The organism is Micromonospora sp. NPDC020750 (genome assembly GCF_044334565.1).
GTDB lineage: Bacteria > Actinomycetota > Actinomycetes > Mycobacteriales > Micromonosporaceae > Micromonospora.
In genome coordinates this window covers 708838-734672 of the sequence record NZ_JBIRTH010000002.1, presented here as the reverse complement: position 1 = coordinate 734672, position 25835 = coordinate 708838, and the positions used below count along the sequence as shown (strand labels likewise).

General features: G+C 72.9%; 24 protein-coding genes and 2 tRNA genes. 11 read left to right on the top strand and 15 right to left on the bottom strand.

The genetic code is table 11. From position 1 onward, the window contains the following. Positions 1 to 29 precede the first annotated feature (29 nt). Positions 30 to 683, bottom strand: coding sequence for a response regulator transcription factor (locus tag ACH4T9_RS08640; protein ID WP_350887014.1), 654 nt, complete (start codon positions 681 to 683; stop codon positions 30 to 32). After that, entirely contained in the window at positions 680 to 1807 is a 1128-nt protein-coding gene (macS, locus tag ACH4T9_RS08635) for a MacS family sensor histidine kinase (protein ID WP_396670163.1), read from the bottom strand. Before macS ends, ACH4T9_RS08640 begins: the two co-directional genes overlap by 4 nt. A 121-nt stretch (positions 1808 to 1928) precedes the next feature. Here macS and ACH4T9_RS08630 point away from each other — a divergent pair, with 121 nt between their 5' ends. Continuing rightward, the gene (locus ACH4T9_RS08630; RefSeq protein WP_396670164.1) at positions 1929 to 2384 is read left to right on the top strand and encodes an ATP-binding protein; all 456 of its coding nucleotides are present in this window, start codon (positions 1929 to 1931) and stop codon (positions 2382 to 2384) included. Between the two features lie 12 nt (positions 2385 to 2396). Here ACH4T9_RS08630 and ACH4T9_RS08625 read toward each other — a convergent pair whose 3' ends face one another. Next, positions 2397 to 3335 (bottom strand): ribose-phosphate diphosphokinase, encoded by a 939-nt coding sequence (locus ACH4T9_RS08625; protein ID WP_396670165.1) that lies wholly within the window; start codon positions 3333 to 3335, stop codon positions 2397 to 2399. 63 nt (positions 3336 to 3398) lie between these two features. On the opposite strand from ACH4T9_RS08625, the gene glpK reads away from it, so the two are divergent. After that, entirely contained in the window at positions 3399 to 4883 is a 1485-nt protein-coding gene (gene glpK / locus ACH4T9_RS08620; RefSeq protein ID WP_396670166.1) for a glycerol kinase GlpK, read from the top strand. 37 nt (positions 4884 to 4920) lie between these two features. Here glpK and ACH4T9_RS08615 read toward each other — a convergent pair whose 3' ends face one another. Next, positions 4921 to 5754 (bottom strand): phosphoribosylaminoimidazolesuccinocarboxamide synthase, encoded by an 834-nt coding sequence (locus ACH4T9_RS08615; RefSeq protein ID WP_396670167.1) that lies wholly within the window; start codon positions 5752 to 5754, stop codon positions 4921 to 4923. A gap of 235 nt (positions 5755 to 5989) precedes the next feature. On the opposite strand from ACH4T9_RS08615, the gene ACH4T9_RS08610 reads away from it, so the two are divergent. Further along, on the top strand, positions 5990 to 7318 hold the full coding sequence (locus tag ACH4T9_RS08610; RefSeq protein WP_396670168.1) for an ABC transporter substrate-binding protein: 1329 nt from the start codon (positions 5990 to 5992) through the stop codon (positions 7316 to 7318). 56 nt (positions 7319 to 7374) lie between these two features. On the opposite strand, the gene ACH4T9_RS08605 is transcribed toward ACH4T9_RS08610, so the two are convergent. The 5 genes from ACH4T9_RS08605 to ACH4T9_RS08585 form a co-directional block, all read right to left on the bottom strand. Further along, on the bottom strand, positions 7375 to 7620 hold the full coding sequence (locus ACH4T9_RS08605; protein ID WP_396670169.1) for a hypothetical protein: 246 nt from the start codon (positions 7618 to 7620) through the stop codon (positions 7375 to 7377). 224 nt (positions 7621 to 7844) lie between these two features. Then, positions 7845 to 7918: transfer RNA gene (locus ACH4T9_RS08600), tRNA-Met, on the bottom strand. Between the two features lie 253 nt (positions 7919 to 8171). After that, positions 8172 to 8245 (bottom strand) — tRNA-Met (locus ACH4T9_RS08595). A gap of 71 nt (positions 8246 to 8316) precedes the next feature. Beyond that, positions 8317 to 11310, bottom strand: coding sequence for a UPF0182 family protein (locus ACH4T9_RS08590; protein WP_396670170.1), 2994 nt, complete (start codon positions 11308 to 11310; stop codon positions 8317 to 8319). Positions 11311 to 11414: 104 nt separating this feature from the next. Further along, positions 11415 to 12428, bottom strand: a complete 1014-nt coding sequence (locus ACH4T9_RS08585; RefSeq protein ID WP_396670171.1) for a PDZ domain-containing protein — start codon at positions 12426 to 12428, stop codon at positions 11415 to 11417. Positions 12429 to 12610: 182 nt separating this feature from the next. Between ACH4T9_RS08585 and ACH4T9_RS08580 the strand changes: the two genes are divergently transcribed. Beyond that, positions 12611 to 13843 carry a zinc-dependent metalloprotease gene (locus ACH4T9_RS08580; protein ID WP_387015448.1) on the top strand — a complete coding sequence of 411 codons (1233 nt, stop codon included), beginning with the start codon at positions 12611 to 12613 and terminating at the stop codon, positions 13841 to 13843. A 63-nt stretch (positions 13844 to 13906) separates the two neighbouring features. Here the strand turns inward: ACH4T9_RS08580 and ACH4T9_RS08575 are convergent, their stop codons facing one another. Both ACH4T9_RS08575 and ACH4T9_RS08570 read right to left on the bottom strand, forming a co-directional pair. Next, complete coding sequence (locus tag ACH4T9_RS08575; protein ID WP_396670172.1) at positions 13907 to 14506, bottom strand: hypothetical protein; 600 nt, start codon at positions 14504 to 14506, stop codon at positions 13907 to 13909. 67 nt (positions 14507 to 14573) lie between these two features. Continuing rightward, positions 14574 to 15104: a M48 family metallopeptidase gene (locus ACH4T9_RS08570; protein ID WP_396670173.1), complete on the bottom strand. Its 531-nt coding sequence runs from the start codon at positions 15102 to 15104 to the stop codon at positions 14574 to 14576. Positions 15105 to 15618: 514 nt separating this feature from the next. Here ACH4T9_RS08570 and ACH4T9_RS08565 point away from each other — a divergent pair. The 3 genes from ACH4T9_RS08565 to ACH4T9_RS08555 all read left to right on the top strand — a co-directional run bounded on the left by ACH4T9_RS08565 (position 15619) and on the right by ACH4T9_RS08555 (position 18578). Then, entirely contained in the window at positions 15619 to 15786 is a 168-nt protein-coding gene (locus ACH4T9_RS08565) for a DUF5679 domain-containing protein (protein WP_198347997.1), read from the top strand. Between the two features lie 205 nt (positions 15787 to 15991). Further along, complete coding sequence (locus ACH4T9_RS08560; protein ID WP_396670174.1) at positions 15992 to 17044, top strand: hypothetical protein; 1053 nt, start codon at positions 15992 to 15994, stop codon at positions 17042 to 17044. Positions 17045 to 17246: 202 nt separating this feature from the next. Continuing rightward, entirely contained in the window at positions 17247 to 18578 is a 1332-nt protein-coding gene (locus ACH4T9_RS08555; RefSeq protein WP_396670175.1) for an ABC1 kinase family protein, read from the top strand. Positions 18579 to 18949: 371 nt separating this feature from the next. Here the strand turns inward: ACH4T9_RS08555 and ACH4T9_RS08550 are convergent, their stop codons facing one another. The 3 genes from ACH4T9_RS08550 to ACH4T9_RS08540 form a co-directional block, all read right to left on the bottom strand. Further along, positions 18950 to 19315: a WhiB family transcriptional regulator gene (locus ACH4T9_RS08550; protein WP_396670176.1), complete on the bottom strand. Its 366-nt coding sequence runs from the start codon at positions 19313 to 19315 to the stop codon at positions 18950 to 18952. 130 nt (positions 19316 to 19445) lie between these two features. After that, a complete protein-coding gene (locus ACH4T9_RS08545; protein ID WP_396670177.1) occupies positions 19446 to 19700 on the bottom strand; it encodes a hypothetical protein in 255 nt (84 codons plus the stop codon). Positions 19701 to 19790: 90 nt separating this feature from the next. Beyond that, entirely contained in the window at positions 19791 to 22001 is a 2211-nt protein-coding gene (locus tag ACH4T9_RS08540; protein ID WP_396670178.1) for an ATP-dependent DNA helicase UvrD2, read from the bottom strand. 90 nt (positions 22002 to 22091) lie between these two features. Between ACH4T9_RS08540 and ACH4T9_RS08535 the strand changes: the two genes are divergently transcribed. Further along, on the top strand, positions 22092 to 22334 hold the full coding sequence (locus tag ACH4T9_RS08535) for a mycoredoxin (protein WP_396670179.1): 243 nt from the start codon (positions 22092 to 22094) through the stop codon (positions 22332 to 22334). 107 nt (positions 22335 to 22441) lie between these two features. Here the strand turns inward: ACH4T9_RS08535 and ACH4T9_RS08530 are convergent, their stop codons facing one another. Continuing rightward, the gene (locus ACH4T9_RS08530) at positions 22442 to 23749 is read right to left on the bottom strand and encodes an MFS transporter (protein ID WP_396670180.1); all 1308 of its coding nucleotides are present in this window, start codon (positions 23747 to 23749) and stop codon (positions 22442 to 22444) included. Positions 23750 to 23951: 202 nt separating this feature from the next. Between ACH4T9_RS08530 and ACH4T9_RS08525 the strand changes: the two genes are divergently transcribed. The 3 genes from ACH4T9_RS08525 to ACH4T9_RS08515 all read left to right on the top strand — a co-directional run bounded on the left by ACH4T9_RS08525 (position 23952) and on the right by ACH4T9_RS08515 (position 25760). Next, positions 23952 to 24929, top strand: a complete 978-nt coding sequence (locus ACH4T9_RS08525; protein ID WP_396670181.1) for a helix-turn-helix domain-containing protein — start codon at positions 23952 to 23954, stop codon at positions 24927 to 24929. 76 nt (positions 24930 to 25005) lie between these two features. Then, on the top strand, positions 25006 to 25245 hold the full coding sequence (locus tag ACH4T9_RS08520; protein ID WP_387015417.1) for a DUF397 domain-containing protein: 240 nt from the start codon (positions 25006 to 25008) through the stop codon (positions 25243 to 25245). Positions 25246 to 25490: 245 nt separating this feature from the next. Next, complete coding sequence (locus tag ACH4T9_RS08515; RefSeq protein WP_396670182.1) at positions 25491 to 25760, top strand: hypothetical protein; 270 nt, start codon at positions 25491 to 25493, stop codon at positions 25758 to 25760. Positions 25761 to 25835 lie beyond the last annotated feature (75 nt).

The following is a 25835-nucleotide window of genomic DNA, read 5'->3' as shown; positions in this document are numbered from 1 at the left end:
CGGGACCGCAGTGCCGCAGCCCCGGGCCGTCAGTCGTCCAGCCCCCGCTCGATGACGTAGCGGGTCAGCTCGACGCGGTTGTGGAGTTGGAGCTTGCCGAGCGTGCTCTGCACGTGGTTCTGCACCGTCCGGTGGGAGAGCCGGAGCCGCTCGGCGATCTGCTTGTACGACATCCCCTTGGCGACCAGCCGCAGCACCTCGGTCTCCCGGTCGGTCAGCCGGGGCGCGGCGGCGTCCGGGGTCGCCGGGCCGACCGCCAGCCGCCGGTACTCCCCCAGCACCAGCCCCGCCAGACCTGGCGTGAAGACCGGTTCGCCGGCCGCCGTCCGACGCACCGCGTCCAGGAACTCGGCCGGGGCGGCCGACTTGACCAGGTAGCCGGTGGCGCCGGCCTTCACCGCGTCCAGCACGCTCTGCGGCTCGCCGCTGGCCGACAGCATCAGCACGCGCACCTCGGGCAGCGCGGCGCGCAGGCCGCGGATCACCTCGACGCCGGAGATGTCCGGTAGTTGCAGGTCGAGCACGACCACGTCGGGCCGGGCCGCGGCGGCCACGCGGACGGCCTGCCGCCCCTCCCCGCTGGTCGCGACCACCAGGTGCCCTGCCTCGGTGAGGTCGCGGGCCACCCCCTCACGCCACATCGGGTGGTCGTCGACCACCATCACCCGGACGCCGGTGCTCATCGCCCACTCCTCGGCACGCTCAGCTCGATCTCGGTCCCCGCACCGGCGGTGGAGACGATCCGCGCCTCGCCGCCCAGGTCGGCGACCCGTCCCCGGATGGACTGCGCCACTCCCAGCCGCCCCTGCGCCGCGGCCTCGGCCAGCCGGCCCGCCGGGATCCCCGGCCCCTCGTCGCGTACCGAGACGGTCACCTTCTCCCCCTCGTCCTCGATCAGCACCCAGGCCCGCCCGCCGGCGTGTCGGGTCACGTTGTCCAGCGCCGCGCCGACGGCGGCAGCCAGCTCGGCGGCCACCCACCCGGGCAGCGGCACCGGGGTGGCCGGCCCGGAGACCGCGACCGTCGCCGAGGCGTACCGGTCGAGCATGGCCCGCAGGTCGCGGGTGTTCCCGTCCCCGGCCGGAGCGACGATGCCCGCCCGCCCGATCAGGGCACGCAGGGCGGCCTCCTGCTCCCCGGCCAGCCGGGCCAGCTCGCCGGCCTCCCCGTCGAGGTGGGCGCCGCGCCGCTGCACCAGCGCGAGCACCTGGAGCACCGAGTCGTGGATGTCCCGGGCCAGTCGCTCCCGTTCCCGGGTGGCCGCCTCCAGCTCCACCGCCCGGTGCAGCCGCTGCTCGGCCGTCACCGCGAGCCGGGCGACGTGGCCGACCACCGCGCCGGCCAGCAGCAGCAGGATCGCCCCGGTGAAGGTGGACTGGCCGATCCGGTCCCGGGTCGCCAGGTCGACCCCGCCGACCAGCAGCGCGGCCACCGTGCCCCGGCGCCGGCCGCCGGAGACCGCCCAGGCGAGCACCGGCCCGGCCAGCCAGACCACCGCGAGGCTGGGCGCGCCGGTGGCGAGCGCCGACCGCCCCTGCACCCACGGGCTGACCAGCAGGACACCGAGCACGACAGCGAGGTCGGCCACCAGCAGCGGCCAGCGCCGCCGGGCCGGGCGGGCGTAGCCGTACGCGGTGGTCACCGTCCAGCCGAGCATCGCGAGCAGGACCACCCCGGCCGGCACCGGGTGGGCGTACCGGTCGGCGTCGCGCAGGGCCAGCACGCCGACGTACGCCAGGGCCGCGAACCGGAACACCGCTACGGCCCGCCAGAGCGGGACCTCGAATCCACCGGGCGGCGACGGCACGCCCGTCACGATGCCACAGCCCGGTACGGGGCCCGCAGGGGTGGCGGATGCGCGACCACCAATCCTGGCGTACGGTGGAAAAGCCGCAAATCAGGTCCGCGACCCACCCCCGGACGGGGCCATGACGAACGTAGAACTGCCCGCACCGCGTACGGTTGTGCCCATCGACACTTCCCCCCTGATCGCCGAGGCCTTCGAGCAGGCACAGGTGACCGAGCTGCGTCACTCGGTCACCTCCTGCGCGCACGCGGCCGGCCTGGACGGGCAGCGCCTCGACGACTTCGTGCTGGCGGTCAACGAGCTGATCACCAACGCGGTACGCCACGGCGGCGGGCAGGGCTGGCTGCGGATGTGGTGCCATTCGGGGCGGCTGGTCTGCGAGGTCGCCGACCACGGGCGGGGGATCAGCGTCCGACGGCTCGACGACCGCGACCGCCCCGCGCCCGACAGCGCCGGTGGCTGGGGCCTCTGGCTGGCCCGCGAGCTGAGCGACGCCATGGAGGTCGAGACCGGCACGGCCGGCACCACGGTCCGGATCAGCGCCACCCTCGGCGCCCTCCGGCGCGCCAAGGGCTGACCCCGCGCCGGCTCAGCCGAAGAGGGCGCTGACCGACTCCCCGTTGTGAATCCGACGCATCGCCTCGGCCAGCGCCGGCGCGACCGAGAGCACCTCCAGCTTGGGCACCCGCTTCTCCGCCGGGATCGGCACCGTGTTCGTGCAGACGACCTCCAGCACCCCGTCCTGCCCGCTGAGCCGGTCCAGGGCGCCGCTGGAGAAGAGGCCGTGGGTGCAGGCCAGCCGGATCGAGCGGACCTTCAGCTCGCGCAGGTGGGCCATCAGCTCGATCACCGTGCTGCCCTTGGCGATCTCGTCGTCGAGCACGATCACGTCCCGGTCGGCCACCTCACCGATCACGGTGCTGATCTTGACCAGGTCGTCGCTGAACCGCTGCTTCGCGCCGGCCGCGACCGGAGTGCCGAGCATCCGGGCGAAGGCGGCGGCCTCCTTGGCGTTGCCCAGGTCGGGCGAGACCACCACGGTGTTGCTCAGGTCGTACCGCTGGAAGTGGCCGGCCAGCTCGCGCAGCGCGTGCAGGTGGTCCACCGGGACGCTGAAGAACCCGTGCACCTGCGGCGAGTGCAGGGTCATCGCCAGCACCCGGTTCGCGCCGGCCGAGGTGAGCAGGTCCGCGACCAGCCGGCCGCCGATCGAGATGCGCGGCGCGTCCTTCTTGTCCGACCGGGCGTACGCGTAGTGCGGCAGCACCACCGTGATCCGGCCGGCCGACGCGCCCCGGGCCGCGTCGATCATGAGCAGCAGCTCGACCAGGTTCTCCTGCACCGGCGGCACCAGCGGCTGGATCAGGAAGACGTCCCGCTCCCGGCAGTTCGCCTGCAACTGCACCTCCAGGCAGTCGTTGGCGAACCGGGACACCCGCACGGGGTGCAGCGGCACCCCGAGATGAGCGCAGATCTCGGCGGCGAGGTCGGGATGGGCGGTTCCACTGAAAACGGCGATGTCGCGCACGTTGACCAATCGTACGGCCGTCGGCGGACGACGGACGCGGGGCCGGCCGGGTACGGTGCTGCCGTGACCGGAGAGTACGTCGCCGCCATCGACCAGGGCACCACCTCCTCGCGGTGCATCGTGTTCGACCGGGCCGGGGAGATCGTCGCCGTGGCCCAGCGCGAGCACCGGCAGATCTTCCCCCGGCCCGGTTGGGTCGAGCACGACGCCGAGGAGATCTGGGACAACGTCCAGCTCGTGGTGCGGGAGGCGCTGGACGCCGCCGGCACCGGCCCGGAAGGGCTGGCGGCGGTCGGCATCACCAACCAGCGGGAGACCACCGTGGTCTGGGACCGGGCCACCGGCCGCCCGGTCGCGCACGCCGTGGTCTGGCAGGACACCCGCACCGGGCCGCAGCTGCGCGCGCTGGCCGACGCGTACGGCGAGGAGCGGCTGCGCGCCCGCACCGGGCTCACCCTGGCCACCTACTTCGCCGGCCCGAAGCTGCGCTGGCTGCTCGACCACGTCGACGGGCTGCGCGAGCGCGCCGAGCGGGGCGAGGTGCTGTTCGGCACCATGGACAGCTGGCTGATCTGGAAGCTGACCGGCCGGCACGTCACCGACGTGACCAATGCGAGCCGGACCATGCTGATGGACCTGGAGACCCTCGACTGGGACCCGGAGCTGCTCGACGCGCTCGGCGTGCCGGCAGCGATGCTGCCGGAGATCCGCTCCTCGGCCGAGGTGTACGGCACCGCCGACGGGCTGCTCGCCGGGGTGCCGGTGGCCAGCGCCCTCGGCGACCAGCAGGCCGCCCTGTTCGGGCAGACCTGCTTCCAGCCGGGCGAGGCGAAGTGCACCTACGGCACCGGCAGCTTCCTGCTGCTGAACACCGGGGCCAGCCCGGTCACCTCGACGCACGGCCTGCTGACCACGGTGGCGTACCGGATCGGCGGCCAGCCGGCCGCGTACGCCCTGGAGGGGGCGATCGCGGTCACCGGCTCGCTGGTGCAGTGGCTGCGGGACAACCTCGGGCTGATCGCCACGGCCCCGGAGGTGGAGGACCTGGCCCGCACGGTCGACGACAACGGCGGCTGCTACGTGGTGCCGGCGTTCTCCGGGCTGTTCGCCCCGCACTGGCGCAGCGACGCGCGCGGGGTGATCGCCGGGCTGACCGGCTATATCACCAAGGGGCACCTGGCCCGGGCGTCGCTTGAGGCGTCCGCCTGGCAGACCCGCGAGGTGGTCGACGCGATGAACGCCGACTCGGACGTGGCGCTGCGCCGGCTGCGGGTGGACGGCGGCATGACCGCGAACGGCCTGCTGATGCAGTTCCTCGCCGACGTGCTGGACGTGCCGGTGGTCCGCTCCCGGATCACCGAGACCACCTGCCTCGGCGCCGCGTACGCGGCCGGGCTCGCCGTCGGCTTCTGGCCGGACCTGGCCACCCTGCGCGCCCAGTGGCGCTCCGACGCCCAGTGGACCTCCGTCATGGATGCGGAGCACCGCGAGCGGGAGCTGCGCCAGTGGCGCAAGGCCGTCCAGCGCACCCTCGACTGGGAAGACTGATCGAGCGGGAGCGGCGGAACGCGGTTACGGGTCGCGTTCAGTCCCAGGTGTTGCCGGTGAGCTTCTCGTAGACCTCGACGTAGCGGGCCCGGGTCGCCTCGATCACCTCGGCGGGCACCTCGGGGGCCGGCGGCTGCCTGTCCCAGCCGCCGCCGGTCGCCCAGTCCCGGACGTACTGCTTGTCGTAGGAGAACTGCGCCCGGCCCGGCTGGTACGACTCGGCCGGCCAGAACCGCGACGAGTCGGAGGTGAGCACCTCGTCGCCGAGGACCAGCGTGCCGTCCGCCGCCCAGCCCAGCTCGATCTTGGTGTCGGCGACCAGGATGCCCCGCTCGGCGGCGAGCTCGGCACCACGGCAGTAGACGTCAATGGTGATCTGCCGCAGCCGCCCGGCGGTCTCCGCGCCGACCTTGTCCGCCACCTGCTGGTAGGTGATCGGCTCGTCGTGCTCGCCCTTGGGCGCCTTCGTCGACGGGGTGAAGATCGGCTCGGGCAGGATCGACGCCTCGACCAGCCCGCGGGGCAGCTCGACGCCGGAGACCGCGCCGGTGCGCTCGTACTCGGTGAGGCCGCCGCCGGTGAGGTACCCCCGGGCGACGCACTCGACCGGGACCATCTCCAACCGCCGGCAGCGGATCGCCCGGCCGGCGAACTCCGCCGGCACGTCGGTGGCGGAGACGACGTGGTTCGGCACCAGGTCGGCGAGCTGCTCGAACCACCACAGCGACAGCGCGGTCAGCAACCGGCCCTTGTCCGGTACGGGGGTCGGCAGCACCACGTCGTAGATCGAGATCCGGTCCGAGGCGACCAGGATCAGGTCGTCGCCGTCGGCGTAGACGTCCCGAACCTTGCCCGAGTGCAGAAGTTCCACGCGGCCTAGTACACCACGGCCCCCGAACCGGCCGGGCCGGCCACCCGGGAGGGTCCACCGGCCGCGGCCGGCCGCGGGATCGGGACGCCGGGAGGAACGGACCGACGAGCCGCCCGGCGAGGCCGGTCGATCTCCGGGTCGCCTCGGCCCGATCCCGGCCGGACGGCCGTTGACACCCGCCCGCGCCGGCTGTGTAAATGGTCCGACCGCCCGCCGGACGACCAGGAGGAGCCCCGTGCCCACCGCCCGTCCCCCGCTCCCCCACGTCGGCGCCGACCCGGGCCGCCGGCGACTGCTGGGGGCGCTGTTCGGGGCGCCGCTCGCGGCGACCGGCCTGACCGGGTGCGGCGACGCGGAGGAGACGCCCGTCGACGACGGGCTGATCGAGCTCTCCGTCTTCTGGTACGGCAGCACGAAGCGGGCCGAGCTGACCGAGAAGGCGCTGCGGCTCTACTCCGCGCGCAACCCCCGGGTCAGCTTCCGGGTCACCTGGCAGGGCTTCGACGGCTACTACGACCGGCTGGCCACCCAGGCGGCCGGCGGAAACGTGCCCGACCTGATCCAGGTCGACGACACCGTCCTCACCGAGTACGCCCGGCGGGGCATCCTGCTCGACCTCGGCGGGTACGTCGCCGACAACCGGCTCGACCTGCGCGGGCTTTCCCCGGGCCTGGTCCGCTACGGCGAGGTCGACGGCCGCACCGTGGGCGTGGCGGCGGCCCAGACCACCGCCGCCGTGGTCTACAACCGCGCCCTGCTGCGCCGGCTGAAGGTCCCGGAGCCCCGCACCGGGATGTCCTGGCAGGAGTACGTCGACTGGGCTGCGCGGGTCACCCGGGCCGCCGAAGGCCGGGTGGCCGGCACGATGGACCCGTCCGGGGACCACCGGGCGCTCTGGCTCTGGCTGCGGTCCCGGGGCGGCGAGCTGTACCAGGGCCGGCAGCTCGGCTTCACCGCGGCCGACCTGGTCGACTGGTTCGAGCTGTGGCAGACCGCCCGGACCCGTCGGGCCACCCCGAGCGCCGCCCTGGTCGACCAGGCCGACAGCGGCGAGCCGAACCGCCAGTTGGTGGTGACCGGGCACACGGCCGCCTCCTTCGCGTGGGCCCACCAGCTCCCCGAGCTTCAGCGCTACACCGACGACGAGCTGGCACTGGCCGCGTTCCCCGGCCCGCCGGGCGCGCAGTGGGCGCGGGCGTCGATGTACTGGGCGGCGTTCCGTGGCACGCGTCGACCCGACGTGGTGGCGGAAGTGATCAACTTTCTCACCACGAACATGGAGGCGGGCGTGGCCCTGGGCCAGGAGCGGGGGGTCAACCCGAACCTCGCCAACCGCCGGTACGTCAAGGAGAGCGTCACCGACGCCGGACAGCAGCGGGCCGCCGCCCTCGCCGAGGCCCTCGCCGACGCCCTCGGCCCCGCGCCCAGTCCACCCCCGAAGGGGCACGCCCGGGTGCGGGCCCTGCTCGTCGCCACGGCTGAAGGGGTCCTCTCCGGCCGGTCCGGCATGCGCGCGGCGACGTCCCGGTTCATCGCCCAGGCCAACGCCGCGCTGGCCGAGTGACCCGGCCCGCCGCGCCGAGCGCGGCGGGTCGACTCCACTCCGTCAGCGCGAACCGGTCAGCGCGGCGGCCGGTTGCGCCGGTTGCGCATCAGCATCAGCACCAGCAGGACGATTCCGCCGACGACGACGAGGCAGCAGAGCAGCCCCAGGAAGCCGCCGCCGCCCCGGCGTCGCTTGGCGGCCTCGACCACCAGCTCGCCGGGACCGGTGGACGCCCAGGCCGCGACCGGGGCGAAGACCGACAACACGACCGCACCGAGGACCGTGCTCAGCCGGCCCCACCACTTGTTCCATGAAGACATGCCCCCCATCCTCGCCCAGCGGCGCAACAGCGGCACCCGGACGGACCGGATTCACCGGCATCCTCCGGACGGACCGCCTCAGGACGAGGGGGACGGGTCGCGAACAGGAACCGGAACCCGGGCGGGACCAGGAACGTCATCCCGGGCAGCGACGCCGGAAGCCGGCCGGCGGGTAATGGGAAAAGCAGAAGGGCCCGGAGTTTCCTCCGGGCCCTTCTGGCTCGTAGCGGGGACAGGATTTGAACCTGCGACCTCTGGGTTATGAGCCCAGCGAGCTACCGAGCTGCTCCACCCCGCGTCGGCTTCTAAAGCTTAGCGCATCCCCTGGGCGGAGATCAGCCGGCCCCCGGGTCGGGCGAATGACCGAACCCCGGGGGGCGTCGCGTCGCGCCTCCGGGTGCCGGCAGTCCTCCATATCCCGCACAGTGCCGAGCATCGCAAGCCACCGTGCCGGGCATCGCAGGCGGAGGAGCCGGGGTCGAGCGCCGAGGCCGAACCCTCCCGGCAACGCGAAAGGCCCCGGAGTAAACCTCCGGGGCCTTTCCGACGAGTAGCGGGGACAGGATTTGAACCTGCGACCTCTGGGTTATGAGCCCAGCGAGCTACCGAGCTGCTCCACCCCGCGTCGACTGGTTAACCCTAGCGCACCGCCCGGGCGGACCGCAAAACGGCCCCACCCGGGCGGCTCCGCGCAGGTCAGCCGCCCGCCGAGGGCGACGGGGCGGGACTGCCGCTCGGCGGGGCGGGACTGCCGCTCGGCGTGGCGCCCGGCGTCGGCGAGGCCGGCGTGGCCGCCTGCTGCGCCCGCTGGAACGCCGTCATCGCGTCGTCCAGGGCCTTGAGCGCCCGGCCGTACCGCTCGAAGTCACCGGACGTCTGCGCGGCCTTGACCTCGGCGATGGCCACCTGCACCTTGCCCGCGGCCTCGGCCAGCTCGCCCGTCAGCGGTGGCGCGTTGGTTCCGCCGCTGGGCGGCGGCGTGCCGCCGGACGGCGGGGTGGCACCCTGGGCGGCCTCCTTGCCCTGCTCGACGAGCTGCTTGATGCCGTCGGTGATGTTGTTGGCCAGCACCACGTACGAACCGCCGTCGCCGTACGACAGCAGCACCTTCTGCAGCAGCGGGTACGCGTCCTGCTGGTTGCTCTTCACGTACACCGGCTCGACGTAGAGCATCCCGTTGCCGAACGGCAGCGAGAGCAGGTTGCCGTACTGCACCTGGGCCTGGTTCGAGGAGAGCAGGTTGAGCTGCTGCCGGATGTTGGCGTTGTTGGTCATCTGCTGGTGCACCTGCACCGGGCCGGAGATCCGGGTCTGGTCCGGCAGCTCCAGCACCTCCAGCTGCGGCTTGCCGTCCACGTACGAGCCGGAGATCAGCGCGGCGAGGTTCTGCCGGCCGTTCGGGGTGACCGCCGAGGTGAGCTGGAAGCGCGGCGCGTCCTGGCCGGGGAACTGGGTCCACAGGTAGAACGGCGGCTGCTTCTGCCCGCCGTCCGGGTTGTCCGGCACGTTCGGCACCTGCCAGAAGTCCTGCGCCGAGTAGAAGTCGCCCGGGGCGGTGACGTGGAACTTGGTCAGCAGGTTGCGCTGCACCTTGAACAGGTCGGCCGGGTAGCGGAGGTGCTCCCGCAGCTCGGCCGGGATCTTGTCGTTGGGCAGCACCAGGTCCCCGCCGAACGCCTTGTTCCACGCCTTCAGCACCGGGTCCGTCTGGTCGAACTCGTACAGCCGGACCGTGCCGTCGTACGCGTCGACCGTGGCCTTGACCGAGTTGCGGATGTAGTTGACGTTCTCCCGGGCGAGCTGGAACGTGCCCCGTCCGGTCAGCTCGTCGGTCGTCTCGGCCTGGAGGTTCACCCGCTCGGCGTACGGGTAGGTCGCGGCCGTCGTGTAGCCGTCGACGATCCACTGCACCCGGCCACCGACCACCGCCGGGTACGGGTCGCCGTCGACGGTGAGGAACGGCGCGACCTTCTCCACCCGGTCCCGGGGGTTGCGCACGTAGAGCAGCTTCGAGTTGTCGTTGACCGCCTCGGAGAGCAGGAAGTTCGACTCCTGCTGCTTGATCGCGTACAGCAGCCGGCGGGTGAACGAGCCGATCTCGACGCCACCCTCACCGGTGTAGGTGTAGTACTGCTCGCCGCCGGTCTGGGTCGGCCGGTCGAACTCCGCGTTCCGCTCCGGGTTCGCCTGCCCGACGATCGCGTAGTCGTCCGGGCCCATCCGCTCGCCGTAGTAGATGCGCGGCTGGCTGGCCGGGATCTGCTCGACCTGCGAGGAGCACGCCTCCTGGGTCTTCTCGCCGAGGAAGCCCGAGACGAAGTACGGCTGACCGCCGCAGACCACCTGGTTGGCCGGCGCGGCGACCAGGCCGTAGCCGTGGGTGTAGACGGTGTGCCGGTTGATCCAGGTGTTCTGCTGGTCGGTCAGCTCGTTGTAGTTGACCTCCCGGACCCCGACCACGTAGTCGGAGGTCTTGCCGGACACGGCGTACCGGTCGATGTCCAGCTTGGGGCCGAAGTCGTAGAAGCCCCGGACCTGCTGGAGCTGGGTGTACGTCTCGGAGACGAGCTGCGGGTCGAGCAGCCGCACGTTCGGCACCACGGAGGTGTCGGTGGCCAGGCTCCCCGGTGGAACGAGGTTGCTCGCCGCGTACGGCGAGGTCTTCGTGTCGGCCAGCCCGAACGCCGACCGGGTGGCCCCGATGGCGCGCTCGATGTACGGGGCCTCCTTGTCCTTGGCGCTCGGCTTGACCTCGAAGGTCTGCACCGCCCAGGGGTAGATGCCGCCGATGGCGACCGCGGAGACGCCGAGCAGGGCCAGCGAGATGCCCGGCCAGACCAGGTTTCGCATCACCGCGTTGGAGAACACGATGATCGCGATGGCCACCACGACCGAGATGTAGGCGAGGATCTCCTTGGCCGGCAGCAGGGCGTTGATGTCGGCGTACCCGGCGCCGTAGAGCTTCGCACCCTCGTTGTAGTCCAGCAGCATGGAGCGCCGGTCCAGCACGTACGCGACGGCCTTGAGCAGGACGAAGACGGCCACGAGCGTGCTCAGGTGGGCCCGCGCGGCGTTGGTCATCCGGTCTCCGACGCCCTGCAGCCGCACGCCGCCGAAGATGTAGTGCACGGCCAGCGCGCCGAGCAGGGCGAGGACGACGGCGGTGAAGCCGATGCCGAGCAGGTAGCGCCAGAACGGCAACTGGAAGACGTAGAAGCCGATGTCGATGCCGAACTCGGGGTCCTTGACGCCGAAGTCGCCACCGTTGCGGAACAGCAGCCACTGGTTCCACCGGCTCTGCGCCGAGAGCCCGGCGAAGAGCCCGACCACCACGGCGACCAGGCTGATCCACAGGCCGAGCCGCGGGCCGAGCACCATCCGGTACCGCTCCAGGGTGGCCTGCTCCAGCGAGTGCGGGCGCAGCCGGGGCCGCAGCCGGTGGGCCAACCACAGGTTGCCGCCGACGATTACCGCCATGGCGAGGCCGACGACGAGGAAGAGCAGCACCCGGGTGGTGAGCACCCCGGTGAACACCTTGGTGTAGCGGACCTCGTCGAACCAGAGCCAGTCGGTCCAGGCCTGCACCCCCCAGCCCAGCAGGGTGAAGAGCACGAACACCCCGATCAGCACCCCGATCGTGACGCGTCCGCGTCGGCTCATCCTCGGCAGGGGGCTGCTACGCATGACCACTCTTGGCTCCGCACGCTCGATGTGATCGGCTCCGACCAGGCACCCAGCGTACGGGGTGTTCCTGAAAGCGACGGCCCACGGTCACGCCGGCAGCGGCCGGTCGGTCAGCAGCGGGTCGGCTCACCGCCCTCGCGCAGCGCCGTCAGGGCCGTCAGCGCGTCGTCGATCGTGCCCACCTTGAGCAGCGGAAGTCCGGGCTGCGGGTTGCGGACCGCCTCGGCGCAGTTGGCCTCCGGCACCAGGAACACCTTGGCCCCGGCCTGCTTCGCGCCGACCAGCTTCTGGGCAATCCCGCCGATCGGGCCGACCCTCCCCTCGTCGTCGATCGTGCCGGTGCCGGCGATGATCTTCCCGCCGGTCAGGTCGGCAGGCTCCAGCTTGTCCACAATCCCCAGGGCGAACATCAGGCCGGCGCTCGGGCCGCCGATGTCGTTCAGGTCGATGGAGAGGGTGAACGGGTGCGGCTGCTGCTGGTCGATCTCGACCCCGATACGCGGCCGGCCGTCCTGCTCCCGGCTGGTGACCTGCGCCGTGGCGGCGGCGCCGTCGCGGGTGTAGCCGATGGTCAGCACGGTGCCCGCCGGCTTGGCCCGGATCAGCTCGGTGAGCCGGCCGGCGCTGGTCACCGGCGTGCCGTCGACCGAGGTGACGACGTCGCCGACCCGCAGCGCCCCGGCCGACGGGCCGCCCGCCGTCACGGTCTTCACCTGCACCCGGACCGGGTACCCCAGTTTTCGCAGGGCCGCCGTCTCGGCGCTGGTCTGGGAGTTGCGGAAGTCCTCCTCGTTGCGCTGCTCCACCTCCTGCCGGCTCTCCCCCGGCGGGTAGACCAGCTCGCGCGGCACCACGGCCTCGTCGGAGGAGAACCAGCCGGACAGCGCCGAGCGCAGCCGGACGGTGGGCTGCACGCCGACCGTGGTCAGCCGGAGCTGGCCGGCGGAGGTGGACGTCGCCCGCCCGGACACCTGGATGACCTCCTTGCCGTCCGCGGTGCCCAGCGTGTTCACCGTCGGCCCGGGGCCGAGCACCACGTACGGGATGGGCGCGTTGAGCACACCGAAGCTCAGCAGGGTGGTCAGCAGGGCACCCAGGAGGACGGTCACGCCGCGACGTCTCATGGCGCAGAGCGTACCGACCGGGCCGGCGAGGCCCCGGACGGTGACGACGACTTCGCCCTCAGCGCAACGCCGGTGGCGGCTACCTGGGGCGCAGCCCGCGTACCGTAGACGTCGTGCCTGATATTCCGTTCGGTTTCGCGCTCCCGGGTGGGCAACCACCAGATCCCAACGATCCCGCGCAGATGCAGCAGTTCATGTCGCAGCTGCAGCACCTGCTCTCCGCGCCGGGCAGCGGGCCGGTCAACTGGGACCTGGCCCGGCAGGTGGCCGCCAGCCAGCTCGCCGCAGCGGGCGACCCGGCGGTCTCGCCGCACGAGCGGCACTCGGTCGAGGAGGCGCTACGCCTCGCCGACCTCTGGCTTGAGCCGGTCACCGCCTGGCCGACGGGCATCCGCACCTCGCTGGCGTGGAACCGCAACGAGTGGATCTACAAAACCCTGGACGTCTGGCGCAAGCTCTGCGACCCGGTGGCCAGCCGGATGGTCGGCGCGATGGGTGACCTGGTGCCGCCGGAGGCGCGGGCCCAGCTCGGCCCGATGCAGTCGATGATGGCCACCCTCGGTGGCGCGCTGTTCGGCGGGCAGCTCGGGCAGGCCCTCGGCTCGCTCGCCGCGGAGGTGCTCTCCGCCGGCGACATCGGGCTCCCGCTCGGCCCGGCCGGCACCGCCGCGCTGATCCCGGCCAACATCCGGGCGTACGGACAGGGCCTGGAGCTGCCAGAGGACGAGGTGCGCCTCTACGTCGCCCTACGCGAGGCGGCCCACCAGCGGCTCTTCGAGCACGTGCCGTGGCTGCGCGGGCACGTGTTCAACGCCGTCGAGACGTACGCGTCGGGCATCCGGGTCAACCGGGAGGCGATCGAGGAGGCCATGGGGCGGGTCGACCCGACCGACCCGGAGTCCATGCAGGCGATCGCCCTGGAGGGCATCTTCACCCCGGAGGACACTCCGGCGCAGAAGGCGTCGCTGGCGCGGCTGGAGACCGCGCTCGCACTGGTGGAGGGCTGGGTCTGCCACGTGGTCGACAACGCCGCCGGCGAGCGGCTGCCCAACGTCGTCCGCCTCGGCGAGGCGTTCCGGCGGCGGCGGGCGGCCGGCGGGCCGGCCGAGCAGACGTTCGCGGCGCTGGTCGGGCTGGAACTACGCCCGCGCCGGCTTCGCGAGGCGGCGGCCCTGTGGGCGGCGCTGACCGAGCACCGGGGCATCTCCGGCCGGGACGCCGTCTGGGGCCACCCGGACCTGCTCCCCTCCGACGACGACTTCGCCGACCCGGCGGCGTTCGCCACGGCCCGGCTCGACCTCGACGACGAGCTGGCCAACTTCGACTTCAGCGCGCCGGGCGGCCCGGAGGAGCAGGCCCCGGGCTCCCCCCGTCCACGCCCCGAGGGCACCGGGGACGACGCCGAGGAGTCCTGACCCCGTTCTCCCGAGCACACCCGGGGGGGGCCGCCGACGCACCGCGTCGGCGGCCCTCGTCCGTCAGCGGCGGCCGGAGAGCAGGGCGCGGGTGGTCTCCCAGCCCTCGACGGCGGGGTCGAGGGTGGCCAGGTCGGCTGGGCCGCGCAGCCGCCGCCAGGCGGCGGTGACAGCCACGTCCCCGGGTTGCGGGGCGGCCCGCCGCACGTCCGCCGGGAGCGCGGTGTCCAGGTCGACCTCGGGCAGCCATCCCGGCGCGGGCAGCCGGGACGCGACGCCGAGCAGGCCGGGACCGGCCCCCTCGGCGGGAGCCACCGCCACCGACCGGGTGGTCAGCGGGCGGAGCAGCTTGCCGACGGTCAGGCCGGGCAGGTCCGGGGCGTCGGCGGCGACGACGGCCGCCTGGTCGTAACCGGTCAGCGCGGCCAGGACGGCGGTGACGGTGGCCTCGGGCACCTCGTACACGGCCATCCCCGGCCAGACGATGGCCTCGGCCAGCGACCTGTCCTGCGGGGTGGCCGCAATCGCCGTCTCCACCTCCTGGAGCGTGGCGAGCAGGTCCACCACGTCCTCGGCGAGCGCGGCCCGCCAAGCCACCGGGTCGATCCCCGGCGGCGCCCACGCCACCGGTCCGAGCAACGCCACCACCACACGTCGGGCCACGCCCCGACCCTAGGCCGTCGGCCACACCACCGCGCGCCCGGTGCCGGGCGGTGGCTCACCGACTCGGTCAGTCCGTCAGCGGGCCGCCGGAGGCGGCGGCGACGCCCTCCAGGTACCCACGGGCCCGCTCGGCCTTGGGACAGCGCCCGACCAGCGCCCAGAACCGGGCGTTGTGGCTGGGCACGATGAGGTGGGCCAGCTCGTGCAGCAGGACGTAGTCGATCACCCAGTCGGGCATGTCCTGGATCCGGTGCGAGAGGCGGATGGTCCGGTCGGCCGGGGTGCAGGAGCCCCAGCGGCCGTTCTGGTTGGTCACCCAGCGGACGCTCGACGGCACCGCCCGGTCGCCGTACTCGGCGAGGTAGAGGCTGCGCAACCGGGTGGCGCGGCCGAAGAGCTCGTCGTCGGAGCGGGCGAGGCGCCCTTCCCTGGCCTCCAGCCGGGCCAGCATCCGGTCGACCCACTCGGTCTCCTCGGCCCGGGAGAACTGGTCGGGGATGAGCACCACGACTCGTTCACCGTCGCGGTAGGCGGACACTGTGCGTCGCCGGCGCTGGCTGCGCCGTACTTCGACGACCGGCTTCCGCACCCCTGCCATCAGTGGGCCGCGCAGCCTCGTTTTGCTGTCACGAAGGAAAGCTAATGGGTACTGACCAGGGGTCCGCAAGAGTCAACACCACGACACGCGCCTGAAAAGTCATGGTTGGTGGTCAGAAGTCCCGAAAAAAAACCTTGCAGACTGTCACGAAGACGCTCCGTCACGGTCGAGAGGACCGTGTCGGGCGGCCCGAGGGCTCGATCCCCACCGTAGGTGATCACCGTCCCGACCGCCTCCCCAGGGCCGCCCCGTGGGGCATCTGGGTGCTTTCACCCGGCGTGTCCCCGCCAAACTGACTTATCCGACCTTATTCGGCATGCACACTCTCGACGTCGACTTGCTCACAGTGTCGAAGCACAGCTGACATGGAACCGCCCGTACCTGGGTAGGGTCCGCGGACCAGCGGTCACGAGGGTGGCCGCGGAGAAAGACCCAGCGTCGGCGCCCCGCGTGGCCCGCCGCCGGGCAACCGCCGGAGCCAGATCGACCGGCGGACGAGACGAGGAGGGCACCCGTGGCCGACAAGGCCCAGACCTACAACGGTTACTGCGTCAAGTGCAAGGAGAAGCGGGACTTCGAGGGGCACGTCGAGGTCTCGAAGACCGGGATGAACATGGCCAAGGGCAAGTGTCCGGTATGCGGCACAACAGTGAACCGCATCCTGGGCAAGGCGAAGGTCTGACCCGTACGGGTCCGGTACGGGGGAGGGCGGCTGCGGCCGCCCTCCCCCGTACCGTTTCGGCGCCCGCCCGGGTGTCGGCTGGCCGACATGGTTACCGACCGGTTGTGGATAACCCGGCCTTTTCTGTGGACAACACCGGGCAGGGCGGTGCGCACCTGTGGACAACGATCGACGGACAGCAGGGAATCGGTAACGATTCGTCGTCATGAGCCGTCCCGCGCTGCCCCGGCCCGTTCTGCTTCCCGGCCTGACCCGCCTGTGGCGGGACCGCCACACCCTCCAGCTCGGGCTGGGGTCGAGCCGCGCCGTCCTCGTCGAGGTGGCCAACCCCCGCGCCGTGCGGGTGCTCGACCTGCTCGACGGCTCCCGCAGCGAACGGCTCGTCCTGGCGGACGCCGCCGGCGTCGACGTGCGCCAGGACGAGGCGCGCGGGCTGCTCGACGCGCTGCGCGACGCCGGGCTGGTCGTACCAGCGCACACGCTGCTCCCCCGCGACCTCGCCGGCCCGGCGCGGCACCGCCTCGCCGCGGAGGCCGGGGCGCTGGCCCTGGCCGCACCCGACCTGCCCGGCACGCCGGCCCAGGTGCTGCGGCGACGCCGGGCCGCGCGGGTGCTGGTGACCGGTGGTGGCCGGCTCGGCGCTCCCGTCGCCGTCGCGCTCGCCCAGGCCGGGGTGGGACACGTACACGCGAACCTCGCCGGGTCGGTGCGCCCGGCCGACCTGGTCGGCAGCGGGCTGGCCGCCACCGACGTGGGGCACCCGCTCGCCCCTGCGGTACGCGCCGCGGTGGACCGGGCCGCCCCCGGCACCGCCACCCGCCCGCTGCCCCGGAACCGGCCCGACCTCGTGCTCCAGCTCGGCATCGACCGGCCGGCAGCCCTGCTCGCGGCCGGGTTCGCCCAGCGTCGCCAGCCGCACCTGCTACTCACCCTGCGCGAGGGGGTGCCGACGATCGGCCCGCTCGTCCGTCCGCCCGTCGGGCCCTGCCTACGCTGCGTCGACCTGTACCGCACCGAGCGGGACCCGGGCTGGCCGGCGCTCGCGGCCCAGCTCGCCGCCGATGCCTCGGACCAGTCCTGCGGCACGGCCACCCTGCTCTCCGCAGTCGGGTACGCCGTCGCCGAGGCGCTGGCCCACCTCGACGGCGGCACGCCGGAGACCCTGGGCTGCGCCGTGGAGGTGACCAGCCCCGGCCGGCTGCGCCGGCGCACCTGGCCGCCCCACCCGTCCTGCCGCTGTGCCGGACGGGGCCGCTGACAGGCCGCGACGGCTCCCTCAGGCGTCGACGGGCGAGGTCGGGGGGACCGGCCGCCGGTCCGGCACGACCGCCGGGCAGGAACCCCGGATTGAAGGCGGGCGGGCCGACGGGCAGGGCACGGCGGCCACCGATCCGGGGGTCGGGCGACCCGGCCCGGCCACGGAGCAGCCGCGAGGCCGCCGAGTCGGTAACAATGGCCGAGTGACCGACATCCCGCGCCGGGCCGTGTCCCGGACCGCCAAGCTCGCCGCTCTGCCGCTCGGCTTCGCCGGCCGGACCGTCCTCGGCATGGGTAAGCGCGTCACCGGGCTGGCCTCCGACGTGATCTCCGCCGAGATCCAGCAACGCACGGCCGAGCAGCTGTTCAGCGTCCTCGGGCAGCTCAAGGGCGGGGCGATGAAGTTCGGCCAGGCGCTGTCGGTGTTCGAGGCGGCCCTGCCCGAGGAGGTCGCCGCCCCCTACCGGCAGGCCCTCACCAAGCTCCAGGAGGCAGCGCCGCCGCTGCCCGCGGCCACCGTGCACAAGGTGCTCGCCGAGCAGCTCGGTCCGGCCTGGCGGGAGCGCTTCGACAGGTTCGACGACACCCCGGCCGCCGCGGCCAGCATCGGGCAGGTGCACCGGGCCGTGTGGCGGGACCCGGACGGTGGGGCGTCCCGCGACGCGGCCGTCAAGATCCAGTACCCGGGGGCCGGCGACGCGCTGCTCACCGATCTCAAGCAGCTCTCCCGCCTCGGCGGGATGTTCCGGGCGATCCAGCCGGGGCTGGACGTCAAACCGCTGCTGGTCGAGCTGCGCGAACGGATCACCGAGGAACTGGACTACGAGCTGGAGGCCGAGTCGCAGCGCGCCTTCGCCGCCGCGTACGCGGAAGACAGGGAGATCTTCATCCCGGCGGTGCTCGCGGCCACCCCTCGGGTTCTGGTCACCGAGTGGATCGAGGGCACCCCGCTGGCCGAGATCATCCGAGCGGGCACGGAGGAGCAGCGCGACGAGGCCGGCCGGCTGATGGCCATCCTGCACCTGTCCGCGCCGGCCCGGGCCGGCCTGCTGCACGCCGACCCGCACCCGGGCAACTTCCGGCTGCTGCCGGACGGCCGGCTCGGCGTGATCGACTTCGGGGCGGTGGCCCGGATGCCGGAGGGCACGCCCGAGCCGATCGGCCGGCTCGCCGGGCTGGCCCTACGCGGCGAGGCCGCCGGCGTGGTCGAAGGGCTGCGCGAGGAGGGCTTCGTCAGCCCCACCGAGCCGATCGACGCCCAGGCCGTACTGGACTTCATCCGGCCCATGCTGACCCCGGTCGCGGAGGAGGAGTTCCGGTTCACCCGGGCCTGGCTGCGGGCCGAGGCGACCCGGCTGGCCAGCCCCCGCTCACCGGCGTACCAGCTCAGCCGGCAGCTCAACCTGCCCCCGTCGTACCTGCTGATCCACCGGGTGACGCTCGGCTCGATCGGGGTGCTCTGCCAACTCGAGGCCAAGGCGCCGTACCGGTCGATCCTGGAGCGCTGGCTGCCGGGCTTCGCCCCGGTGGCCTGAACCGGCCGCTCGAACGAGCGGCCGGAACCGGCGGCGCGAGCCGCAGGCCGGGAACCCGCGGGCCGGACCGGCCGACGACGCGGGGGCGTGTCGGCCGGTCGGCCGACACGCCCCCGCGTGTGTCGTGTTCGGTTACAGAACGCCCAGGTCGCGAGCCGACTGGCTGCGGCTGCTGATCGCGACGGTACGGGCGGATCGGGTTGCCTCAGTGCTCGTGGTGATACGACCGGCCTGAGGCCGGGGCATTCGGGCCCGGGACAACGCTTCGTGAAGTAGTTGCATCTCGACGGCTCCGATGGGCGTGTTCATCATGGGTCTCAGCTCTCTCGTGGCCGGTGTGGCACCGGCGGGGATGGTGCGGATCGGGTGTGTCAGGCAGCAAGCCGGACGGTGTTGCGCGACGAGGACAGCCCACTGGCCGCCAGGCGCGCCTCAGCCTCGACCTTCAGCGCGGCGTCACGGGCGACATCCTCCTTGCGCGGGCGGCCCCGGGGCCGCTTACGCGGAACGACCGCGCCACGCTCGAAGATCTCGCCGCCCCAGACGCCCCAGGGCTCGGCCCGCTCCACCGCCCCGGCGAGGCACTCGACGCGCAGCGGGCAGTCCCCGCAGAGCGACTTGGCCAGCTCGAGCTCGGTGGGCGAGTCGGAAAACCACAGGTCGGGGTCGAACTTCCGGCAGGACAGGTTCGCCTCCATTTCGACGTTCACGTCGACGGGGGCCAACGCCAGACTCATCTCCCGGTCACCTCTCTCTCACATCGATCTCGTGGATCAGACTTCCGACATACTTTGGCGGGCAAAAAAACTGAGGCCGCGGATCCCAGTAGCGGGTTCCGCGGCCTCGAGGTGAGCCGGAGTCTGAGGATCAGACCGGTCTACCTCGAGGTGGAACGCCGCGGACATCCGTGCGCTTCTTAGCGCCATCGATATCCATGCCCGTGAAGCCACTGGCCCCCTCGACTCCGGTCAGCGGCGCGACGGTCAGATTCAGCTCGGCCTGAACCCGGACCTGGTGCGCTTGCGGAGCCGACGGTCGAGCGGCGAGGGCCACCCGGACAGCCGACAGCGGAGTAACGGTTGCGGGCATCCCCGCCGGGGGCTCATAGGTGAAGATCTCCATTGGTGACACCTCCCTCACGTTCCTCGAAGTCGACTGGTCTCTACCCCCTGAGCAGCCGGAATGGCGCTGCTCGCGAGGTGTGTCCCGAGGCTATTCCTCGCCCGGGGGCGAGGGCAAACGAATTTTCGGCTTGATTTCGAAAGTTTTCTCAGAGCAGACGTCGTCGACCGCCGCGCCCTCCACGAGGGCCAGCACCGGCTCGCCGTACAGGCCGAGTTTGCGGGGGCCGATGCCGGCGATCGCGATCAGCTCCTCGGGCCGGCCTGGTCGCCGTTCCGCCAACGCGACGAGGGTGGCGTCGGTGAACACCACGTACGCCGGGACCTTCTGCGCCCCGGCCACCCGCGCCCGCCAGTCGTGCAGCCGCTCGTACAGGCCCTGGTCGATGTCGGACGGGCAGGTCGGGCAGCGGCCGAGCTTGCGGTCCGGGCCGGCGAGCAGGGTCGCGCCGCAGATCCGGCAGGGGACCATCTGGGGACGGCGGCGCTCGACCCGCCGGGTCGTCGGGCCGGCCCCGGCCCCGGCCCCGACCCGCTCGGTCCCGCCGCCGGAGCGGTCGAGCTGGGGCAGGAAACGCGACGGCCGCCGGGCCCGCCCACCGGGCGAGCGGGCCACCGCGTACGACAGCCAGAGCCACTCGCGGGCCCGGGTGATCCCGACGTAGAGCAGGCGGCGCTCCTCCTCGACCTGCTCGGCGGTGCGGGCATACGTGGTGGGGAGGGTGCCTTCGGAGAGCCCGACCAGGAAGACCGCATCCCACTCCAGGCCCTTGGCCGAGTGCAGGGACGCCAGGGTCACCCCCTCCACCGTCGGCACGTGCTGCTGGGCGACCCGGCGGGCCAGCTCGTCGTTGAAGTCGGCCAGCGTCACCGGGCGTTCCACGGCGGCGGCCTCGCCGATCGGCAGCACCGGCGGGCTGGCCCCGTACTCCTCGGCGAGCTGGACCAGCGCGGCCAGGGCCTCCCACCGCTCCCGCGCCGCGCCCCCGGCCGGGGCGGCGTCCGGGGCCCAGCCGACCGCCGACAGGCCCTCCACCACGGCATCACGCAGCGGGGTGTCGCCGGGGATCGAGCGGGTCGCGGCCCGCAGCGCCACCATCGCCTGGCGCACCTCGGGCCGCTCGAAGAACCGCTCGGCGCCCTGCACCACGTACGGCACCTCGGCGTCGGTGAGCGCCTTCTCGTACGCCTCGGACTGAGCGTTGGTGCGGAACAGCACGGCGATCTCCCGGGCCGGGGTGCCGGCGTCGACCAGCGCCCGACAGCGGGTCGCCACGGCGGCGGCCTCGGCCGGCTCGTCGGTGAAGATCCGCAGCTCCGGTTCGGGCCCGGTCGGGCGCTGCCCGCGCAGCTCCAACCGCAGCCGGGCCTCGGTGCCCCGGGCCTGGGAGATGACGGCGTTGGCCAGCCCGACCACCTGCGGGGTGGAACGGTAGTCCCGGACCAACCGGACCACGGTGGCGCCGCGGTGCCGGCGGGGGAAATCGACCAGGTACGCCGAGGTGGCCCCGGTGAACGAGTAGATCGTCTGGCTGGCGTCGCCGACCACGGTCAGGTCGTCCCGGCCGCCGAGCCACGTCTCCAGCAGCCGCTGCTGCAGCGGGTTGACGTCCTGGTACTCGTCGACCACGAAGTGCCGGTACTGGCCGCGAACCTGCTCGGCCACGTCCGGATGCTCCTCGATGCCCCACACGGCGGCGCGCAGCATGTCCTCGAAGTCGATCACCCCGTTGGACCGCTTGAGCCTCTCGTACGCGGCAAACACCTCGGCCACCTTCGCCGGCTCGTGCGGCGTGTCGCGCAGCGCCTTGGCCGCCGCGACGACGTACTCCCCTGGCTCGACCAGGGACGACTTGGCCCACTCGATCTCGCCGGCCAGGTCCCGGGCGGCGGCCCGGTCGGTCCGCAGGCCGACCCGGGCGGCGGCGAGCGTGACCACCCGTGCCTTGCTGTCCAGCAGCTCGGGCATCGCCCGGCCCGCCAGTAGCCGGGGGGCGAAGTAGCGCACCTGGCGCAGCGCGGCAGCGTGGAAGGTGCGCGCCTGCACGCCCTGCGCCCCGAGGGCGGTGAGCCGGGCCCGCATCTCGGCGGCGGCGCGGGCGGTGAAGGTGACCGCGAGCACGTGCCGAGGGGACACCTCGCCGGTCAGCGCCCGGTGGGCGATGCGCGAGGTGACCGCCCGGGTCTTGCCGGTGCCGGCGCCGGCCAGGACGCAGACCGGGCCGGCGGGGGCGGTCACCGCGGCGCGCTGCTCCGGGTCCAGCCCGGCGAGCACCAGTTCCGACGCTGAGTGAACCCCCACAGCGAGGAATCATCTCAGCTCCATCTGATGTTGCAACGGTTAGCCTGGCCTGACCGGACGGGCGGAACGGACCTTGGAGGACACCCGATCATGTTGACGATGTACTCGACCCCGTGGTGCGGCTACTGTCACCGGCTCAAGTCGCAGCTCGACCGGGAGGGCATCGCGTACCAGGTGGTCGACATCGAGCAGGACACGAAGGCCGCCGAGTTCGTGATGAAGGTCAACGGTGGCAACCAGACCGTCCCGACGCTGCACTTCGCCGACGGCAGTGCCCTCACCAACCCGTCCATCACCCAGGTGAAGCAGCACTTGGCCGCCCTACCCACCTGACCATCACCCCGCGCCCTCTCCGATGGGGCGCGCGCACTTTCACGGAAAGAGTGGCCATTCCTCCTGGAATGGCCACTCTTTCCGTGTATTTGCAGGGGGATGGGGGGTCAGGGAGTGAGGCGGGGGTCGGGGGTGGCTGGCGCGGGCGGGCGGCGTTGGTGCGGGATGCGGACCGCGGGGGCGGGAGTGGGGGTGGGAGTGGGAGTGGGAGTGGGAGTGGGGGTGGGGGTGGGGGTGGGGGTGGAGAGGCGGCGGCCCTGCCACAGGAAGACGCCGGCGGCCGTGGTGGTCAGGCCGACCAGCGCGAACAGCAGCCGGTAGTCGAACACGCCGACGAGCAACGCGCCGGTGCCGATGGAGACCGCCTGAGGGCCGCTGACCAGGGCCTCCGACGCCGCCGAGACCCGACCGAGCAGGCCCGTCGGGGTACGCCGTTGGATGAGCGTGTTCAGCCCGACCGTGATCAGCGGAAGCGCGGCTCCGGCCAGCAGCAGCGCCGCGCAGCCCAGCCAGAGGGTCGGGTACGCCAGGGCCAACGCGGCCGGGCCGAACAGGGTCACCCCGGCGGCCAGCGTGCCCACCTCGCCCGCGCGGCGCACCACGGCGGCGGAGAACAGGCCACCGACCAGCCCGCCGACGCCCTGCACGGTGACCAGCACGCCGACGAACGCGGCGTCGCGGCGCAGCCCGTGGTCGACGTACGCGAAGATCAGTGACTCGGTGAAGCCCATCACCAGCGAACCGAGGCCGTAGCCGAGCAGCGCCCGACGCAGCGCCGGCTCGCCGGCCAGGTGGCGCAGCCCGGCCCCCAGCTCGGCCGACCACCGCAGCTCACCGCCGGCCGCCGGCGTCTCGGGCACCCGGAGCAGGACGACCACGGCGGCGGCCACGACGAACCCGGTCATCGCCAGTGCGGTCAGCAGCCAGCCGCCGACGGCGGCGTAGAGCGCGGCCCCGGCGAGCGGCCCGATCAGCCGCAGCCCCTGGCGCACGGTCTGCAGCACGCCGTTGGCGTCGGCGAGCAGCTCGACGGGGACCAGTTGCCGGATCAGGCCGCTGACCAGCGCGCTCAGCGTCAGGTACGACAGCCCGTACAGGACCGCCACCACGTAGATGATCCGGACGTCAGCGCTCTCGGAGACGGTGAACAGCGGGGTGAGCAGGGCGGCGGTGGCGAGGTTCGCGACGATGAAGAAGGGCCGCCGGGGGTACCGGTCCACCGCCCAGCCGACCAGCGGCGCGAGCACCATCGGCGCGATGATCGCGAAGATCGTCGCCCCGGCCAGCCCGTCGGAGCCGGTCAGGTCCTTCACCCAGATGGCGAGGGCGAGCAGCAGGATCGACTCGGCTGCCATGCTGGCCAGCAACCCGCCGAACAGCAGGCGGAACTCGGGGCGGCGCAGGACGGTGCGCATCGGGTTTCCTCTCGGAGGGTGGCCGGGGGCCACGGGGGTCGACGGCGACGTCGTCGGGATCGCTCGCCTGCGGTCCTCTTTTCTGCGAGACACGCCCCCGTCGGGGCGTCCGACTCCAGTCGCGCCGTCCATACTGACCGTGGGGGGCGAGTTTCATACAGTTACCGTCGCGTCTGCGGCGGTCGACGGAAAAGAGGACACCGTGCCTCCAGCCGGACCCAGCCCGATCATGCGTCGCCGCAGGTTGGGCAATGAGCTGCGCCAACTACGCGAGGCCACGGGCCTCACCGGGGACCAGGTCATCGCGCGAATCGGCTGGGCCTCCGCGTCCAAGCTGTCCCGCTTGGAGAACGGCCGCAGCCGTCCCGACCCCGACGACGTCCTCGCTCTGCTGGATCTCTACGGCGCCGGCGGCGAGTCACGCGCGGAGCTGCTGGGCATCGCCCGGGAGGCCGGTGACATGCGGGGATGGCTGAAGAAGTACCCGGTGATGACACCGCAGCAGCGCACCTTCGCCGAGTTGGAGGCGGGCTGCACCGAGATCCGGGAATACAACCCTGTGCTGGTCCCGGGCTTGTTGCAGACCCAGGGGTACGCCCGGCTGCGAATCGTCTCGGCCCAGCAGGTCGAGTCCGGCGCGGGGGCTCCGGAGCCCGGTGAGGCCCCGGAGACCGAGGTGGCCGCCCGGTTGGCCCGCCAGTCGCTGTTGGACCGCACCGACGCGCCGCGCTACACGGCGGTGTTGGAGGAGGCGGCGTTGGGCCGGCGGGCCGGACCGCCGGACGTGCTGTGGGAGCAGCTCCGGCAGCTCTGCGAGCTGGCCATGCTGCCGCACGTCACCCTGCACGTGCTGCCGCGGGACACCCCGATCGGCGACTGGTACCTCCCGCCGACCGCTTTCTCGATCTACCTGTTCGCCGACCCGCTCGACCCGGAGACGCTGGCCATAGAAGGTGGCTTCACCAACGTCATGTCAACCGAGGCAAACGTACTAAATCGCTATAAAGTGGTCTTCGAGTGGTTGCGCTCGGCCGCGCTCTCCGAATCGGACACCATCACCTGGCTCTTCGAGGCTTCGGGGCGGCTGGCCGAGGCGGTGGGCCCGTCCGCAGTCGGCCACGGGCCGGCAACGGCGCCGGCCCAGCGCAGCCGACACTCCGGACGACTGACGGAGCGGTGACCCACCGCGGAACCCGCCCCGTCCGGGCGTGCGGCGCCACTCGTCCCGTCGGAGCAGTTCCAGTCAGGAGCAGACCATGAACGACATCCGCAACACGCCGTCCGCACTCGCCGGGCAGCTGGCCGATCTGCCGTGGCGGACCAGCACCCGCAGCCAGACGTCGAACTGCGTCGAGGTGGCCCCGCTGAGCGTGGGCCCGGCCGCGGTCGCCCTACGCGACAGCAAGGACCGCGGCGGCCCGGTGCTGCTGTTCGACCGCGCCGGCTGGCGGGGGTTCATCGCCGGGACAAGGGCCGGGCAGTTCGATCTGACCTGATCCGGTGATCTGGCGGGGCCGTCGGCGGTGTGCCGGCGGCCCCGACGCGTACCCGGCGTGCCCGGCGGCCCCCGACGCGTATCCGGCATGCCACCCCTGCTGAGCAGGGTTCATCCGATCGGGCGACCCTACGGACCGATCGGCGGGTTTCACTTGCTGGGACGCCGTCCGGGCGTAACATGTCGACAGAGTGACGTGGAACTTCCACGGAGTACCGTCCGTCACGGTCGCATCCGGAGTTACCCATGCGGTTCCTGATCGTTCGCACCGACATCCGCGCCGCCGCCGACATCGACATCGCCGCGGCCTGGGCCGGCGGGGGTCGGGTCCGGGATGAGACGACCAGCCCGGAGCCGCGCCGCCAGGTGGTGCACGCCGAGGACCGGGACGCCGCCCTGATGCTGGCCCGGGCCCTGTCGACGGTGGGCGCGGTCCGCTACGGCAGGCAACGGGTAAAGGTGCTTCCCCTCAACGACTCCGCTCCCCGCCGCCGCCGGCTCGACTCCGGCGGCTGACCCACCCGACGTCCGTCGTGGTCGGACCGGCTCCCCCGCCGTTTCCTCGCCTCACCCGACCAGGGCGGCCCGTGT

What these genes read in the sequence shown, in the direction of transcription:
- ACH4T9_RS08585 (WP_396670171.1), bottom strand. Translation starts at nt 12,428, where the DNA reads ATGAGACGTCGCGGCGTGACCGTCCTCCTGGGTGCCCTGCTGACCACC.
- ACH4T9_RS08550 (WP_396670176.1), bottom strand. Translation starts at nt 19,315, where the DNA reads ATGAGTCTGGCGTTGGCCCCCGTCGACGTGAACGTCGAAATGGAGGCG.
- ACH4T9_RS08535 (WP_396670179.1), top strand. Translation starts at nt 22,092, where the DNA reads ATGTTGACGATGTACTCGACCCCGTGGTGCGGCTACTGTCACCGGCTC.
- ACH4T9_RS08630 (WP_396670164.1), top strand. Translation starts at nt 1,929, where the DNA reads ATGACGAACGTAGAACTGCCCGCACCGCGTACGGTTGTGCCCATCGAC.
- ACH4T9_RS08560 (WP_396670174.1), top strand. Translation starts at nt 15,992, where the DNA reads ATGAGCCGTCCCGCGCTGCCCCGGCCCGTTCTGCTTCCCGGCCTGACC.
- ACH4T9_RS08605 (WP_396670169.1), bottom strand. Translation starts at nt 7,620, where the DNA reads ATGTCTTCATGGAACAAGTGGTGGGGCCGGCTGAGCACGGTCCTCGGT.
- ACH4T9_RS08580 (WP_387015448.1), top strand. Translation starts at nt 12,611, where the DNA reads ATGCAGCAGTTCATGTCGCAGCTGCAGCACCTGCTCTCCGCGCCGGGC.
- ACH4T9_RS08545 (WP_396670177.1), bottom strand. Translation starts at nt 19,700, where the DNA reads ATGGAGATCTTCACCTATGAGCCCCCGGCGGGGATGCCCGCAACCGTT.
- ACH4T9_RS08520 (WP_387015417.1), top strand. Translation starts at nt 25,006, where the DNA reads ATGAACGACATCCGCAACACGCCGTCCGCACTCGCCGGGCAGCTGGCC.
- ACH4T9_RS08530 (WP_396670180.1), bottom strand. Translation starts at nt 23,749, where the DNA reads ATGCGCACCGTCCTGCGCCGCCCCGAGTTCCGCCTGCTGTTCGGCGGG.
- ACH4T9_RS08570 (WP_396670173.1), bottom strand. Translation starts at nt 15,104, where the DNA reads ATGGCAGGGGTGCGGAAGCCGGTCGTCGAAGTACGGCGCAGCCAGCGC.
- ACH4T9_RS08515 (WP_396670182.1), top strand. Translation starts at nt 25,491, where the DNA reads ATGCGGTTCCTGATCGTTCGCACCGACATCCGCGCCGCCGCCGACATC.
- ACH4T9_RS08640 (WP_350887014.1), bottom strand. Translation starts at nt 683, where the DNA reads ATGAGCACCGGCGTCCGGGTGATGGTGGTCGACGACCACCCGATGTGG.